Consider the following 16,113-nt stretch of genomic DNA (forward strand, 5'->3'; position numbering starts at 1 on the left):
ATAAAAGGTGAAAGTCAACTTGCTATAACAAGCTTAGCAATGGAATAATGATGCAGTATTCCGTACTGAAACTTGTTAGAACAAGAAATTAGCGGAATGACCAATTTTGTCTGACCGATCATCAACGCAGCAATGGCGTAAGACGTATTGATCTTTCAGACAGTTAGCGGGCTGCGGGTTGCAGTCCTTACCGGTACAGGCTCTATGGATTTCACGGCGCAGGAAGGCGTTCACACTGGGATATCCCGGCGCTCATCTGGATCAAATGATTAAGATGAGCAGGTTAAGCCGCCACGCCGGCTACGTGAAAAACGATGGGTATAAATGGAATCTTCTCTGGTGATACATCCCAGGCAGTTCCCCTGATAATTGCGCTGTGTTTCCGTTTGAAATACAGGCGACCGACACTCTGCGCCTCTTAAGCGCGCGACAACCGTGAGGTTGGCGACGTGAAACAGACACGAGGCCATCGGTTTCCCCCGGTAAGGCGTTACTCTGCCCGTAGCTTAGTCGTCAATGTAAGAATAATGAGTAAGTTACGATGAAAAGAATGTTAATCAACGCAACTCAGCAGGAAGAGTTGCGCGTCGCCCTTGTTGATGGGCAGCGCCTGTACGACCTGGATATCGAAAGCCCCGGGCACGAACAGAAAAAAGCGAACATCTACAAAGGCAAAATCACTCGTATAGAACCTAGCCTCGAAGCCGCGTTTGTTGATTATGGTGCCGAGCGTCATGGTTTCCTCCCTCTTAAAGAAATCGCCCGCGAATACTTCCCTGCCAACTACAATTCTCATGGTCGTCCGAACATCAAGGACGTGCTGCGTGAAGGTCAGGAAGTTATTGTCCAGATTGATAAAGAAGAGCGTGGCAATAAAGGCGCCGCGCTGACGACCTTTATTAGCCTGGCGGGCAGCTATCTGGTGCTGATGCCGAATAACCCACGCGCTGGCGGTATTTCACGCCGCATCGAGGGTGACGATCGCACCGAACTTAAAGAAGCGCTGGCCAGCCTTGAGCTGCCGGACGGCATGGGACTTATCGTTCGCACCGCCGGCGTCGGCAAGTCCGCCGAAGCGCTGCAGTGGGACTTAAGCTTCCGCCTGAAGCATTGGGAAGCCATCCAGAAAGCCGCAGAAAATCGCCCTGCTCCGTTCCTGATCCATCAGGAAAGCAACGTGATTGTGCGCGCGTTCCGCGACTATCTGCGCCAGGATATCGGCGAAATTCTGATTGATAACCCGAAAGTGCTTGAGCTGGCTCGCCAGCACATCGCGGCGCTGGGTCGTCCGGATTTTAGCAGCAAAATTAAGCTGTACACCGGGGAAATCCCGCTGTTCAGCCACTATCAAATCGAATCGCAGATTGAATCCGCTTTCCAGCGTGAAGTGCGTCTGCCTTCCGGCGGTTCTATCGTTATCGACAGCACCGAAGCGCTGACCGCTATCGATATCAACTCCGCACGCGCCACCCGCGGCGGCGACATCGAAGAAACGGCGTTTAACACCAACCTGGAAGCGGCAGATGAAATCGCTCGTCAGCTGCGTCTGCGCGACCTTGGCGGCCTGATCGTTATCGACTTCATCGATATGACCCCGGTTCGCCATCAGCGTGCGGTGGAAAACCGCCTGCGCGAAGCCGTCCGTCAGGACCGAGCGCGGATCCAGATCAGCCATATTTCACGCTTTGGACTGCTGGAGATGTCGCGCCAGCGCCTGAGCCCGTCGCTCGGCGAGTCCAGCCATCATGTCTGCCCGCGCTGTAGCGGAACGGGTACCGTGCGCGATAACGAATCGCTGTCGCTTTCCATTCTGCGTTTGATTGAAGAAGAAGCGCTGAAAGAGAACACCAAAGAAGTTCACGCTATCGTGCCGGTGCCGATTGCCTCTTACCTGCTGAACGAAAAACGTGCTGCGGTAAGCGCGATTGAAACCCGTCAGACCGATGTGCGCGTCATTATCGTGCCAAACGACCAGATGGAAACGCCGCACTACTCCGTTCTGCGCGTGCGTAAAGGCGAAGAAACCTCCACGCTGAGCTATCTGCTGCCGAAACTGCACGAAGAAGAGATGGCCATGCCTTCTGATGAAGAGCCGGCCGAGCGTAAGCTTCCGGAACAACCGGCGCTGGCCGCTTTTGTCATGCCTGAAGCCCCTCCGGCTCCGGCACAGGAAGAGCCGACGAGGGCAACAGCTACCGTTACGCCTGCCGCATCCGCACCGAAGGCCGCAGCGCCGGCCCAGCCTGGTCTGATTGCCCGCTTCTTCAGCGCCCTGAAAAATATGTTCTCCGGCGCGGAAGAGACTAAACCGGCAGAAGTTCAGGTTGAGAAAAAAGCGGAAGAGAAATCCGAACGTCAGCAGGAGCGTCGTAAACCGCGTTCTAACAACCGCCGCGATCGCAATGACCGTCGTGACAACCGGGATAATCGCGATAGTCGTGATAACCGTGATAGTCGTGCCGAGAATAGCGAAGGCCGGGAGTCTCGCGAAGAAAACCGCCGTAACCGTCGTGAGAAGCAGCAGAACGCCGAGCCGCGCGAAATTCGCCAGACCACGGTAGAAGATAGCGAAAAAGGCAAAGCTCGCGACGAGCAGCAGCCGCGCCGCGAACGTAATCGTCGTCGTAACGATGATAAACGTCAGGTTCCGCAGGAAGCCAAAACGCAAACCCGTGAAGAGCCAATCGTACAGGATAGCGAGCAGGAAGAACGCGTCCAGACTATGCCGCGTCGTAAACCGCGTCAGCTGGCGCAGAAGGTTCGTTTCGAATCGGCTGCCGCTGAGCAGGTTGTCGAGCCGGTAGCCGCAGCGCAGGTAACCGAAGCGCCTGTCGTCCAGCCGGAAACCGTTGCTCCACGTACTGAACTGGCAAAAGTCGATCTGCCGGCGGTCGTTGAGGCAGCTGCGGAACATGACGACAACGGTGAAGCCCGCGAATCTAACGGCATGCCGCGCCGTTCGCGTCGCTCGCCTCGTCACCTGCGCGTAAGCGGCCAGCGCCGTCGTCGCTACCGTGATGAGCGTTACCCGACGCAATCCCCGATGCCGCTGACCGTTGCCTGCGCATCGCCGGAAATGGCGTCTGGCAAAGTGTGGATCCGCTATCCGGTGGTTCGTCCGCAGGACCAGCAGCAGGAAGACGCTCCGGTTCAGGAGTTCTCCGTCGCTGCGGCTGAGCCGATCATTACGCCAGCGGCTGCCGCCGAGCCGGTTGTTTCTGAAGTCATTGCGCCAGCAGCAGCCGAAGATAGCGCAGCCATCTCCGAACCTGTGGCGGTGATTAACGAACCGGAAGTCCCGGTCGTTGAAACTACCCATCCGGAAGCTATCGCCACCCCGGTTGATGAACAGCCGCAGCTGATTGCAAAAGCCGATGAAGCCGTAGTCGAAGACGTTGTCGCAGAAGCCGTCGAAGTTGATGCGAAAGACGCCGTCGAGCCGGAAGCAACGGCCCCTGTGTCTGAACCCGTTGTAGCCGAACCTGCTGCAGCCGAAGAAGCGCCTGAGGTTGTTGAAGAAGCGCCTGTCGTTTCCGCGCCAGCGCCAGTAGCGGAGCCGGTGGTTGAGGCTAAGCCAGCTGTCGAAGCCGCGCCGGTAGTTAAGGTCGCCAATCGTCACGCGACGGCGCCGATGACGCGTGCGCCTGCACCAGACTACGTGCCCGAAGCGCCGCGTCAAAGCGATTGGGTTCGCCCGAACTTTGATTTTGACGGTAAAGGCTCTGCTGGCGGCCATAGCGCCACGCATAAAGCCACTGCCGGACCTACCCGTCCGCAGTCCGTAGAGTAACCTCTACAAGACCGGCCCTGGCGGCCGGTCTTTTTTTATTCCCCTTCCGGCCGCTGCATCCCCGCTACCTGAGGCATGACCTCGCGCATCAGATCGAGAAACTTACGCAACCGCGTCGGATAGTAGCGCGCCCAGGGATAGACGAGGTGGACCGGCAGCGGCGAGGCTCGCCACTGCGGGAACAGCTCCACCAAACGCCCGGCGGCGATATCCTCCACGACCGCCCAGCTCGATACGATCGCCGCGCCCAGCCCCGCCAGCGCGGTATTACGCGCGACATGCACGCTATCGGTACTCAGGCACGGCGCGATACCGAAGGTGGCGATCTGTTCATCCGTCTGAGACCGCAGCGTCACCTCGTGCTGATAAAACGTGCTGATGGCTATCCACGGCAGCATCGACATCTCCTGCGGCGCGCTTAACGGCGGCGAGTTCGCCAGCAGCGTCGGAGACGCGACTACGCTGCGTGGAACCTCGGCCAGCAATACCGATACCGTAGCCGGATCCACCTCCGCTCCCACGCGAATCGCGCAGTCGATACCCTCGCTCAGGAAATCAACCGTCTTATCGTTCAGCATCCATTCCACCGACAGCTGGGGATAGCGCTGCAAAAAATCCACCAGCGGCCCCAGCAGCTGCTGCTGACCGAACGCATGCGGCGCCCGCACTCGTAATATTCCCACGGGCCGATCATCGGTGATCCGCAGGTCGTCCTCGAGCGCCAGCCAGGCATCGACGACCTGGCGGGCGTGCTGATAGCAGCGCTCACCATCATCGGTCAGCTTCATCGCGTGGGTGGTACGCAGAATCAGCTTTGCGCCAAGCAACGCCTCCAGTGACTGAAGCCGTCGGCTTACCGTCGCCTGGGTTGTATTCATCTGCGCCGCTGCGGCGGAGAGAGAACCGGCCTCGACAATACGAATAAAGGTACGCATCAGTTCGATACGATCTATACGCTCTTGCCTCTTCATTTTTATTTTGCCTATACGTTTAACGTATAACCGTTTTACCACCGGGCTATCTACCGCGCCAGCGCGATTAGGGGAAAAATAGCGCCATCGCTTCTAAGAGGAATCCATCATGACACCAGTTCCACTCACCACCCGCGCCGCCGGGTGGGTTATTTTCATCCTTGCGCTGGGCGCGGGCTTCAGCGTCGCCTCAATCTATTACGCGCAACCGCTGTTACCCCTGATGGGGGCTAACCTGCATTTGAGCGTTGAGGGCATGGGTCTGGTTCCGACTCTGACCCAGGCCGGCTACGCGCTGGGCATACTGTTTCTTCTCCCGCTTGGCGACCGTCACGACCGCAGGAAACTGATCCTGATGAAAAGCGCCGCGCTGGCCGTCCTTCTGCTACTTTGCAGCCTCACCGGTCAGCTGACCTCCCTGCTGATTGTCAGCCTGCTTATCGGTATGGCCGCGACCATGGCGCAGGATATCGTACCGGCAGCCGCGATTCTGGCTCCTGCGGGCAAGCAAGGGAAAATGGTGGGGACGGTGATGACCGGCCTGCTGCTGGGGATCCTGCTGTCGCGTACCGTCAGCGGACTGGTGGGCGCCCTATTCGGCTGGAGGGTGATGTATCAGGCGGCGGCGGTCAGCATCGCGCTGATTGGGCTGGTGATGTGGCGCGTCCTGCCGCGCTTTGAGATTCACTCAACCCTGAGCTATCCGCAGCTGATGAAATCGATGGCCCATCTGTGGAAACGCTATCCGGCCCTGCGTCGCGCCGCATTCGCTCAGGGATTCCTCTCTATCGCCTTCAGCGCTTTCTGGTCAACGCTTGCGGTCATGTTGCTGGCGCACTATCAGATGGGCAGCGCGGTAGCCGGCGGTTTTGGTATAGCGGGTGCCGCCGGGGCGCTCGCCGCGCCGCTGGCCGGTGGCCTGGCCGACAAGTTCGGCGCGGAAAAAGTCACGCAAATGGGGGCCGCGCTGGTTACCGTTTCGTTTGCCCTGATGTTTCTGCTGCCTGCACTGCCGCCGCATGGTCAGCTGATCCTGATCGCCATTTCGGCCGTCGGTTTTGATCTTGGACTGCAATCCAGCCTCGTGGCTCACCAGAATCTGGTGTATGGCCTGGAACCTCAGGCGCGCGGTCGTCTCAATGCGCTGCTGTTCACCGGCGTCTTTATTGGCATGTCGCTGGGTTCAGTGCTGGGAAGCAAACTGTATGTGGTGGCCGGCTGGAGCGGTGTGGTGACGCTGGCCGTCATCACCGGCGCGATTGCCCTCGGGATCCGCCTGCTGGAAAGCGCCAGGGTCGTATCCGCGCAGCGAACCGTCAGATAAAAAAAGCCGCTCTGCAGCAACTGCAGAGCGGCTTTTACTGCGTTCAGTCAGCTCAGGCCGTACGGCGAGCAAACTCTTTCACGCGAAATCCCAGCAGCAGCAGCGTGGCGAAATAGGCGACAACACCCGCGACTACGACCACCATTAAACGCAGCAGGCGGAACGGCATCGTCCCCTGCGACCACTCCGGCATCAGGTACATCACGCCCAACAGCGCCGCTGACATGATAATCACCGCAATCACCAGGCGCAGCAGGAACAGGAACCAGCCCGGCTGAGGCGTAAAAATTTTCTGTTTCCGCAGCTGCCAGTAGAGCAGCGCGGCGTTCAGGCAGGCCGCCAGACCAATGGACAACGACAGACCAGCGTGCTTCAGTGGACCAATAAAGGCGAGGTTCATCACCTGCGTCATAATCAGCGTGACGATAGCAATTTTCACCGGCGTTTTAATGTCCTGGCGCGAATAGAATCCGGGTGCCAGCACTTTCACCACAATAAGCCCCATCAGCCCGACAGAATACGCCACCAGCGCACGCTGGGTCATCGCGGCATCAAAAGCGGTAAATTTCCCGTACTGGAATAGCGCGACCGTCAGCGGTTTGGCCAGGATCCCTAACGCCACCGCGCTCGGTAGCGCAAGCAGGAAGCACAGGCGCAATCCCCAGTCCATCAAACGGCAGTATTCATCGTGATTGCCGCTGGCGAAGCTTTTTGATAGCGACGGCAGCAGAATGGTCCCCAGCGCCACGCCCAGCACGCCGGACGGAAACTCCATCAGACGATCGGCGTAGTACATCCACGACACGGAGCCGGAAACGAGGAATGAGGCAAAGATAGTGTTAATGATCAGTGATATCTGGCTGACTGAGACGCCGAGAATCGCTGGCCCCATCTGTTTCACCACCCGCACCGCGCCAGCATCTTTAAGGTTGACCCGCGGCAGCACCAGCATGCCGATTTTTTTCAGATGCGGCAGTTGCCAGGCAAGCTGCAAAATACCACCAACCGTTACCGCCCACGCCATTGCCAGCATCGGCGGATTAAAATAGGGGGCCGCAAACAGCGCAAAGCCAATCATGCTGACGTTAAGGAAGGTCGGGGCAAAAGCGGGAACCGAAAAGCGGTTCCAGGTATTCAGGATAGCGCCAACTAACGACGCCAGGGAGATCAGCAGAATATAGGGAAAAGTGATGCGCAAGAGCTGAGTGGTCAGGGCGAACTTTTCCGGCGTATCGGCAAACCCCGGCGCGGTGACGGTAATCACCCACGGCGCCGCCAGCATACCGGCAACGGTGACCAGCGCCAGAACCAGCGTCAGCAATCCGGATACATAAGCGACGAAAACGCGGGTCGCATCCTCGCCCTGCTTGCTTTTATATTCAGCAAGAATCGGCACAAAAGCCTGAGAAAATGCGCCCTCAGCAAAAATACGTCGTAAAAGGTTCGGGAGTTTGAAAGCAACGAAGAAGGCGTCGGTGGCCATCCCCGCGCCAAAAATACGTGCGACAATCGCATCGCGCGCAAAGCCCAGCACGCGCGAAAACATGGTCATCGAACTGACGGCCGCCAGTGATTTTAATAGATTCATTAACGTGTTATTCCACAACCCTGAAGTAGAACGCCCGCAAATGCGGGCGCGGGAAAGTGGCGATAGTCTACCGGGTTCATACTGAATTACTACTGCCAGTTGTTACAACGGATTATTCGCTCATCGCTTCGCGCCAGAGTTTATCCACCACCCGCTGAGCCAGCAGCGCCTGCTCCCCGGACGTTTCAGGAACCGTCTGATTTTGCACGCATTCGATAAAATGCCGCGCGCAGCCGGTGAAGCCTCGCTGCTCAAGGGTGGTCTGCCAGCCGGGAATTGGGCGCTGTATCACTCCGCGTCCCCGCTCCTCCTGCCACTCTCGCATATCGCGGACTTCATATAAGCCGCCGTCGGTCACCGCCTGAACCCACTCCCGCTGGCTTCCGGCGCGGCGGTGCATACTGGTTGTGATCTGTATCATCCCGGACGTGAAATGATGTTCGGCATACAGCATCTCACCTTGAGCCGTGGTGTGCAGCGCTCCTCCGCTTAAACGCGCCTTATCGCCCGCCAGCCATAAGGCCGTATCCACCACGTGCAGATAGTCATCCAGCAGCGTGAAGCGCAGATCGTGGCCGACGCTGTCGCTGCGGTGTTTGTCCATCCGCAGCGAGGCTGCGTTTCCGAGCTGCGCCTTCAACTCGCGATAGAGCGGAGCAAAACGGCGATTAAACCCGACCATGAGCGTGAGATGACGGCGGGCGGCCAGCTCAACCAGCGTCTCCGCATCGCTGAGCTTATCCGCCAGCGGTTTATCAACGCAGACATGAACGCCGGCATTCAGCAACCGACAAACCACTTCATAATGTGAAGCCGTGGAAGTATGCACGAACACGGCGTCACACTGCGCCGCCAGTTGCTCCAGAGAATCCGCATAGGGAATCCGCCAGGTTTCGCAGATACGCAGCGCTTTCTCTTTGCCCGGCGACCACGCCGCCTGTAGCGTCCAGCCATCGGCGGCCCCCAGCACCGGTAACCACGCCTTTTGCGCAATACCGCCCAGGCCAACCACTCCTATACGTAGTTTTGCCGACATGCTTAATCTCCCAGGTGAGCCAGCAGTGAATCCAGGCGCGCTTTAAGCTCGGCGACTTCCGCTTCCAGCGCCTCTACGCGCATCTGCAGATCGTCGCCAGCGGGCGACACGGCCTCAACGACGGTTATCAGTGAATCCATATCATCGCAGAACAGATGCATATAGCGGCTTTCACGCTTGCCAGGCTCCCGCGGCAGACGCGCGACATAGGGGCCATCTTCCCGCGTCGCCAGGTTTTCGAGGACGCTTTCAACCTCCGCCATATCGCTGAATTCATGCATCCGCTGCGCGCGACCGCGCAGTTCACCGGGCGTCTGCGCCCCGCGCAGCAGCAAGGTGGTAATAATAGCGACTTCCGCCGGGGATAATTTCAGATCGCCAAATTCAGAGTTGCAGAAGCGCTGTTCATATTTGGTCACCCGATTGCCGAAACCGCTGACCGTTCGCAAATAATGGCGCTTCACTAAGGTATCGAGCAGATCCTGGACATCGCTTTCGCTGAGCGACATCACCGGTTCACGGTTCGTTTTCTGGTTACAGGCGGTGACCACCGCGTTAACCGATAGAGGGTACTGCTCCGGCGTGGTGACCTGCTTTTCCAGCAGGCAGCCAATGACCCGCGCTTCATGCGCGGTTAACTGATATTTCATGATGTCTCCTTAGCGACCCGGAGTCCAGTCCGGTGTCGTCAACGCCGTCAGTACGTGATCGCGCCACTGCCCATCAATAAGCAGGTAATCTTTGGCGTAACCCTCTTTTTCAAAGCCCAGACGCGCCAGCAAATCGCCGCTGCGCTGATTATGCGGCATATAGTTTGCCATTATGCGATGGATATGCTGCGTGCGCTGCATATAGCGAATCGCCGAGGTCAGCGCTTCATACATTAGCCCCTGCCCCTGCCATTTCTCACCGATGGAGTAGCCGAGATAGCAGGCATGAAACGAACCGCGCACCACGTTCGAAAAATTCGCCACGCCGATGATCTCTTTTTCCTCCGGGTCAAGCAGGGCAAAATAGAACGCCGAGCCCTGCTTATGGAACTCAGAAATCATCGATAAACGCGCCTGCCAGCCGGAAGGATAACAGTGGCTGTCGTCGCGCACCGGCTCCCAGGGTTTTAAGAACCCTTTATTTTCCGCGTAATAATCGGCCAGACGCCAGGCGTCACGATCGTGCACCAGCCGTACCACCAGCCGGTCCGTCGTCAAACGCACCTTCGGTACGTTACTGCGATAGCCAAACATTCCCCTCTCCTGTTCCCCAGACGCAATACTTGCTGACTTTACTATACCTGTCCTGCGCGGTTGAGTGAAAACAGCAACATACCATTTTCTGCACCACCTCTGCTTTTCGATGAATAGGCTCTATCGTTCTTGCATTTTGATAAAAAAATATTGTCGCAAGTTAGCTGGGAAAATAGCCATTATCCCCGCAGAATATCAGCGCTTATCCTTATTTTTCCCGGGAGGGGAAATGTCCCGCGTATCGCAGGCAAGGAGCCTGGGTAAATATTTCCTGTTAGTCGATAACATGCTGGTCGTACTTGGCTTTTTCGTCGTATTCCCGCTTATCTCGATTCGCTTTGTCGACCAGATGGGCTGGGCTGCGCTGATGGTCGGGATTGCGCTCGGACTGCGTCAGCTGGTGCAGCAAGGTTTAGGGATATTTGGCGGCGCCATTGCCGACCGTTTTGGCGCCAAACCGATGATCGTCACCGGTATGCTGATGCGTGCGGCCGGTTTCGCGGCGATGGCCGTCGCCCATGAGCCATGGGTGCTGTGGCTCTCCTGCATTCTCTCAGGTCTTGGCGGCACGCTGTTCGATCCGCCGCGGGCGGCGCTGGTGGTCAAGCTGGTACGCCCGCACCAGCGCGGACGTTTCTTTTCTATCCTGATGATGCAGGACAGCGCAGGGGCGGTGATCGGCGCGCTGCTGGGTAGCTGGCTGCTGCAATATGATTTTCGTCTGGTGTGCAGCGCCGGGGCGGCCCTGTTTATCGCCTGCGCGGCATTCAACGCCTGGTATCTCCCGGACTGGAAGCTGTCGACGGTCAAAACGCCGGTTCGTGAAGGGCTGGGACGCGTGCTGCGCGACAAACGCTTTGTCACCTACGTATTGACGCTAACCGGATATTACATGCTGGCGGTGCAGGTGATGCTAATGCTGCCGATCATGGTTAACGATATTGCGGGTTCTCCGGCGGCGGTAAAATGGATGTACGCCATTGAAGCGACCATTTCGCTGACGCTGCTGTACCCGATTGCCCGCTGGAGCGAAAAGCGCTTCCGCCTTGAGCATCGCCTGATGGCCGGCCTGCTGATCATGACCTTCGCGATGATGCCGATTGGCCTGAGCAGCAATCTGCAGCAGCTGTTTACGCTGATCTGCGTGTTTTATATAGGTTCAATTATCGCTGAACCCGCACGCGAGACGCTGGGCGCTTCGCTGGCGGATGCCAGAGCGCGCGGCAGCTATATGGGCTTTAGCCGTTTAGGATTAGCCTTCGGCGGCGCTTTCGGCTACGCAGGCGGCGGCTGGCTGTTCGACGCCGGTAAGGCCGCAGGTCAGCCGGAGCTGCCATGGCTGATGCTGGGCGTTATCGGCCTCGCGACATTTATCGCGCTGTGGTGGCAGTTCAGTCCAAAACGTTCGGCCTCCGGAATGCTGGAGCCGCGTACCTGATTTGCCGGGCCTTCGTTTCTCCTCCATACTGAATTGAGGATGTTCAGTAACAATGGAGGAGAAACGTGAAGTTATATATCTACGATCACTGCCCGTTCTGCCTTAAAGCCCGCATGATTTTCGGCCTGAAAAATATCCCCGTCGAACTGATCGCGCTCCTGAACGATGATGAAGTAACCCCAACCCGAATGATCGGCCAGAAGATGGCGCCAATCCTGCAAAAAGACGATAGCCGCTATATGCCGGAAAGCATGGATATCGTGCACTACGTCGATAAGCTGGACGGCAAACCGCTGCTTACCGGCGCGCGTAATCCGGCGATTGAAACCTGGCTCAGGAAGGTCAACGGCTACGCTAACCGCTTGCTCATCCCTCGCTTTGCCAAATCCGCGTTTGATGAATTCGCAACGCCAGAGGCGCGCGCCTATTTCGTAAAAAAGAAAGAGGCGGCTATCGGCAGCTTTGCCGACCATCTCGCCCATTCCCCCGGTCTGGTTAAGAACATCAGCGACGATCTGCGGGCGCTGGATAAATCGATCGTCCAGCCTAACGCCGTTAACGGAGAGCTCTCTGAAGATGATATTCATCTCTTCCCTCTGCTGAGGAATCTGACGCTGGTTGCCGGAGTGAACTGGCCGAGCCGGGTGGCCGCCTATCGTGACAACATGGCCAAACAGACGCAGATCAACCTGCTTTCCTCAATGGCTATTTAACCTGAAGGCAGCGGAAGGGTTGGCCCTTCGCTGCCATACGCCTCTTTTTCAGTCTTTTCCGCTAGCACCTCCTGCGCTGGCGAGCCATGCTGCTTTGTGTCAGGATGAACCCATGGCATGACATTAAGGAATCCAATGAAAAAGATGTTTATCGCGGCCGTGCTTATTGTTAGCGGCCTGCTCAGCGCCTGTAACCAGCTCACGCAATATTCCGTGAGCGAGCAGGAAATTAATCAGGCGCTGCAGAAACGTAATCACTTCGCTAAGGATATTGGCCTGCCAGGCGTAGCGGATGCCCATATTGAGCTGCAAAATCTTACCAGCGCTATTGGCCGTGAAGAACCAAACAAAGTGACGTTAAGCGGCGTGGCTAATTTAGATCTGAATTCACTCTTCGGGAACCAGAAAGCGACCATCGATCTGAAGCTCAAAGCGCTGCCGGCGTTTAATAAAGAAAAGGGAGCCATTTTCCTGCAGGAGATGGAGGTCGTCGATGCCAAAGTTCAGCCGGAAAAACTCCAGTCTGTGGTACAGACGCTGATCCCTTATCTGAATCAATCCCTGCGTAGCTACTTCAATCAGCAGCCTGCCTACGTGCTGCGCGAAGATGCCAGCACCGGTGAAGCGCTGGCGAAAAAGTATGCTAAAGGTATTGAGGTGAAGCCCGGAGAGATTATTATCCCGTTCACAAACTAATATCTCGGGCGCTGAAGCGCCCGTTTTTTTACGGAAGTTGATGCAAAGGAAAACGTTTACGCTTATCCTTAGTGCCCGGCAAAAACAGCCCTGATGACTGAACCTATTAGCCGGAGCCTTCCATGACAGCACAATCCCAGGTATTGAAAATCCGCCGCCCTGACGACTGGCATATCCATCTACGCGATGATGATATGTTAAAAACCGTCGTGCCTTATACCAGTGAATTTTATGGCCGGGCGATCGTGATGCCAAACCTGGTCCCCCCTGTCACCACCGTCGACGCCGCCCTCGCCTATCGCCAGCGTATCGTTGACGCAATCCCTGCGGGCCATGATTTTACGCCGCTGATGACCTGCTATCTGACGGATACGCTCGACCCGGCGGAGCTGGAGCGCGGATTTAACGAAGGCGTATTCACCGCCGCCAAACTCTACCCGGCCAATGCCACAACCAACTCGAGCCACGGCGTCACCAGCACGGATGCCATCATGCCGGTGCTTGCGCGCATGGAAAAGCTGGGTATGCCCCTGCTGGTTCACGGTGAAGTCACCCATCCTGATATCGATATTTTTGACCGGGAAGCGCGATTTATCGAAACGGTCATGGAGCCGCTGCGCCAGCGCCTGCCTGGCCTGAAGGTGGTCTTCGAACACATCACGACTAAAGATGCCGCTGAATACGTGCGCGACGGTAACGATCTGCTGGCGGCCACCATCACCCCGCAGCACCTGATGTTCAACCGCAATCATATGCTGGTTGGCGGCGTGCGCCCCCACCTTTACTGTCTGCCGATTCTGAAACGCAATATTCACCAGCAGGCGCTGCGCGAACTGGTGGCCAGCGGTTTTGAGCGCGCTTTCCTCGGCACGGATTCCGCTCCCCATGCCCGCCATCGTAAGGAAGCCAGCTGCGGATGCGCAGGGTGTTTTAACGCGCCGACCGCGCTGGGCAGCTACGCAACGGTGTTTGAGGAGATGAATGCCCTACAGCACTTTGAAGCCTTCTGCTCGCTGAACGGCCCGCGCTTCTATGGCCTGCCGGTCAATGAGGGCTACGTTGAGCTGGTGCGCGAAGAGAGCCAGGTGGTCGAGAGTATCGCCCTGCCCGGCGACGCGCTGGTGCCGTTCCTTGCCGGGGAAACCGTGCGCTGGACGATGAAAAAATAAATCGCACGCCCCCTGTTGAAAACGATCGCCAAAGACTGTATAAATAAACAGTACATTATCCAGGGGGCAATTATGCGTATTGAAGTCTCTATCGCCAAATCAACAGCCTTACCCAACGGCGCCTTAGATGCGCTGAACAATGAACTCTCTCGTCGTATTGAACAGCAGTTTCCCTCTACATCAAGCCAGGTAACGGTTCGATACGCGGCTAATAACAATCTGTCGGTTATCGGCGGCCTGAAAGAAGACAAAGACCGGATTAGCGAAATCCTGCAAGAAACCTGGGAAAGCGCTGACGACTGGTTTGTCCGCGACTAGTCAATTAAATTTGCTCCCTCATTGTGCTTTTTTTGCCGGGTCGCCCCGGCTTTTTTATTTTTTTCACACTCAGACTGTCCCCTATTGCTTTTACTTAGCACCTTCATAAATAACAAATAACCCACTCTCTCCTGCCTAAAAAACCAGCAAACGCGCGCGTATGTATCTCTATTTCATTTAATTTCTCGAGTTTATTCTTGACTACTGATATAATTAACTTGCTTCAAAAAACATGCATTAAACCTCGAGAACTGTTGTCTTTTAACATATGAATAAGGGGTTATGATGGAAAAGAATAATGAAGTCATCCAGACCCATCCCCTCGTCGGATGGGACATCAGCACCGTTGATAGTTACGATGCGCTGATGTTGCGCCTGCACTACCAAAACCCCGCTCAAGAAAGCAGTAAAGACGCAGAAATTGGCCAGACGCTATGGCTAACGACGGACGTCGCACGTCAGTTTATTTCTATTCTGGAAGCAGGTATTGCGAAGATTGAATCTGGCGAATACCAGGCAAATGAGTATCGAAGGCATTAATATTTAGCGCTAATGTCTGAATATTCACCTAACAGGCACCTCCGGGTGCCTGAATTATTTTCGGGCTTGTATAACAGCAGGTTGTTATTTACCCTGCTAACAAAGCAATAACCTGGAACCCACCATGCAATACGATCTTATCATTATCGGTAGCGGCTCGGTCGGCGCTGCCGCAGGCTATTATGCGCGGCAGGCAGGGCTTAACGTGCTGATGATTGATGCTCATCAGCCGCCGCATCAGGAAGGCAGCCATCACGGCAGCACTCGCCTGATTCGTCACGCCTACGGCGAAGGCGAAAGATATGTTCCCCTGGTACTGCGCGCGCAACAGCTGTGGGATGAGTTTGCCGCCGCCAGCGGTGAAGCCGTCTTTGAACGTACCGGGGTAATTAACCTCGGGCCTGCCGATTCCGACTTTCTGCGCAATGTTGCCAGCAGCGCGCGCGAGTTCCGGCTGAATATTGAAGAGATGGACGCGCAGACGGTAATGACTCGCTGGCCGGAAATTCGTGTACCTGATGATTATCGGGCGATATTTGAACCCGCATCCGGCATACTGCGCAGCGAGCTGGCCGTTGAAACCTGGATCCGTCTGGCGCGCGAAGCGGGCGCCGCCCAGCTGTTCAACTGTCCGGTGTCAGCCATTCACCACCAGCCGGACGGCGTCACCGTCGAGACCCTGGATGGCGAGTACAGCGGTAAAAAACTCCTGATCAGCGCCGGAACCTGGGTCACACGCCTGTTGCCAGAACTTCCGGTCCAGCCGATACGGAAGATTTTTGCCTGGTTTCAGGCTGATGGTCGCTACAGCAGCAAAAATAACTTCCCGGCGTTTACCGGCGAGTTACCGAATGGCGATCAGTTTTACGGTTTTCCCGCAGAAGATAATGAATTGAAAATCGGTAAGCACAACGGCGGGCAGCTCATTTCCACCCCGGAGGAGCGCAAACCGTTCGGTGCGGTGGCAACGGACGGCGCCGAGTCTTTCAGCTTCCTGCGTAACGTGTTGCCCGGTATTGGCGGCTGTCTGCATGGCGCTTCCTGCACCTATGACAACACCGCGGACGAGGACTTTATCATTGATACGCTACCCGGCCACCCTGATACGCTGTTGATTACCGGCCTGAGTGGGCACGGCTTTAAGTTTGCTCCGGTATTAGGCGAACTGGCCACACGATTCGCGCTTGCAAAGCCGTTTGAGTTTGATCTGTCGCCTTTTTCGCTGGCGCGGTTTAAACCATAATAGCCCGCCGTACGGTTTACAGCCGAGCTAAAAAAACGGCCTC

At 56.5% G+C, this 16,113-nt stretch carries 14 protein-coding genes; 9 read left to right on the top strand and 5 right to left on the bottom strand.

Features of this window, described 5'->3' with window-relative positions:
- The first annotated feature begins 541 nt into the window (after positions 1-541).
- Entirely contained in the window at positions 542-3,790 is a 3,249-nt protein-coding gene (gene rne, locus GUC22_RS16240; RefSeq protein WP_049130248.1) for a ribonuclease E, read from the top strand.
- A 35-nt stretch (positions 3,791-3,825) separates the two neighbouring features.
- Here the strand turns inward: rne and GUC22_RS16245 are convergent, their stop codons facing one another.
- Positions 3,826-4,761: a LysR family transcriptional regulator gene (locus GUC22_RS16245; RefSeq protein ID WP_024359550.1), complete on the bottom strand. Its 936-nt coding sequence runs from the start codon at positions 4,759-4,761 to the stop codon at positions 3,826-3,828.
- 109 nt (positions 4,762-4,870) lie between these two features.
- On the opposite strand from GUC22_RS16245, the gene GUC22_RS16250 reads away from it, so the two are divergent.
- Positions 4,871-6,085, top strand: a complete 1,215-nt coding sequence (locus GUC22_RS16250; RefSeq protein WP_024359551.1) for an MFS transporter — start codon at positions 4,871-4,873, stop codon at positions 6,083-6,085.
- A gap of 52 nt (positions 6,086-6,137) precedes the next feature.
- Here the strand turns inward: GUC22_RS16250 and murJ are convergent, their stop codons facing one another.
- From murJ to rimJ, 4 genes are all read right to left on the bottom strand, one after another.
- On the bottom strand, positions 6,138-7,673 hold the full coding sequence (gene murJ / locus GUC22_RS16255; protein WP_004137225.1) for a murein biosynthesis integral membrane protein MurJ: 1,536 nt from the start codon (positions 7,671-7,673) through the stop codon (positions 6,138-6,140).
- A 112-nt stretch (positions 7,674-7,785) separates the two neighbouring features.
- A complete protein-coding gene (locus GUC22_RS16260; protein WP_049085076.1) occupies positions 7,786-8,709 on the bottom strand; it encodes a Gfo/Idh/MocA family protein in 924 nt (307 codons plus the stop codon).
- Between the two features lie 2 nt (positions 8,710-8,711).
- The gene (locus tag GUC22_RS16265; RefSeq protein WP_049089972.1) at positions 8,712-9,359 is read right to left on the bottom strand and encodes a YceH family protein; all 648 of its coding nucleotides are present in this window, start codon (positions 9,357-9,359) and stop codon (positions 8,712-8,714) included.
- 9 nt (positions 9,360-9,368) lie between these two features.
- Positions 9,369-9,953 (bottom strand): ribosomal protein S5-alanine N-acetyltransferase, encoded by a 585-nt coding sequence (rimJ, locus tag GUC22_RS16270; protein WP_004131378.1) that lies wholly within the window; start codon positions 9,951-9,953, stop codon positions 9,369-9,371.
- A gap of 229 nt (positions 9,954-10,182) precedes the next feature.
- Between rimJ and mdtH the strand changes: the two genes are divergently transcribed.
- The 7 genes from mdtH (at position 10,183) to solA (ending at position 16,070) form a co-directional block, all read left to right on the top strand.
- Positions 10,183-11,391, top strand: coding sequence for a multidrug efflux MFS transporter MdtH (mdtH, locus tag GUC22_RS16275; protein ID WP_160183644.1), 1,209 nt, complete (start codon positions 10,183-10,185; stop codon positions 11,389-11,391).
- Positions 11,392-11,456: 65 nt separating this feature from the next.
- Positions 11,457-12,104, top strand: a complete 648-nt coding sequence (gene grxB / locus GUC22_RS16280; RefSeq protein WP_004131367.1) for a glutaredoxin 2 — start codon at positions 11,457-11,459, stop codon at positions 12,102-12,104.
- Positions 12,105-12,239: 135 nt separating this feature from the next.
- Positions 12,240-12,800 carry a lipoprotein gene (locus GUC22_RS16285; RefSeq protein ID WP_004131365.1) on the top strand — a complete coding sequence of 187 codons (561 nt, stop codon included), beginning with the start codon at positions 12,240-12,242 and terminating at the stop codon, positions 12,798-12,800.
- A gap of 122 nt (positions 12,801-12,922) precedes the next feature.
- A complete protein-coding gene (gene pyrC / locus GUC22_RS16290; RefSeq protein ID WP_024359556.1) occupies positions 12,923-13,969 on the top strand; it encodes a dihydroorotase in 1,047 nt (348 codons plus the stop codon).
- Positions 13,970-14,041: 72 nt separating this feature from the next.
- A complete protein-coding gene (gene dinI, locus GUC22_RS16295; RefSeq protein WP_004101040.1) occupies positions 14,042-14,287 on the top strand; it encodes a DNA damage-inducible protein I in 246 nt (81 codons plus the stop codon).
- A 285-nt stretch (positions 14,288-14,572) separates the two neighbouring features.
- Complete coding sequence (gene bssS, locus GUC22_RS16300; RefSeq protein WP_004137231.1) at positions 14,573-14,827, top strand: biofilm formation regulator BssS; 255 nt, start codon at positions 14,573-14,575, stop codon at positions 14,825-14,827.
- A gap of 124 nt (positions 14,828-14,951) precedes the next feature.
- Positions 14,952-16,070, top strand: a complete 1,119-nt coding sequence (solA, locus tag GUC22_RS16305) for an N-methyl-L-tryptophan oxidase (protein WP_004137232.1) — start codon at positions 14,952-14,954, stop codon at positions 16,068-16,070.
- Positions 16,071-16,113: the final 43 nt, after the last annotated feature.

The sequence above is a fragment of the Klebsiella sp. MPUS7 genome, from assembly GCF_009905335.1.
Taxonomy (GTDB): domain Bacteria; phylum Pseudomonadota; class Gammaproteobacteria; order Enterobacterales; family Enterobacteriaceae; genus Klebsiella; species Klebsiella grimontii.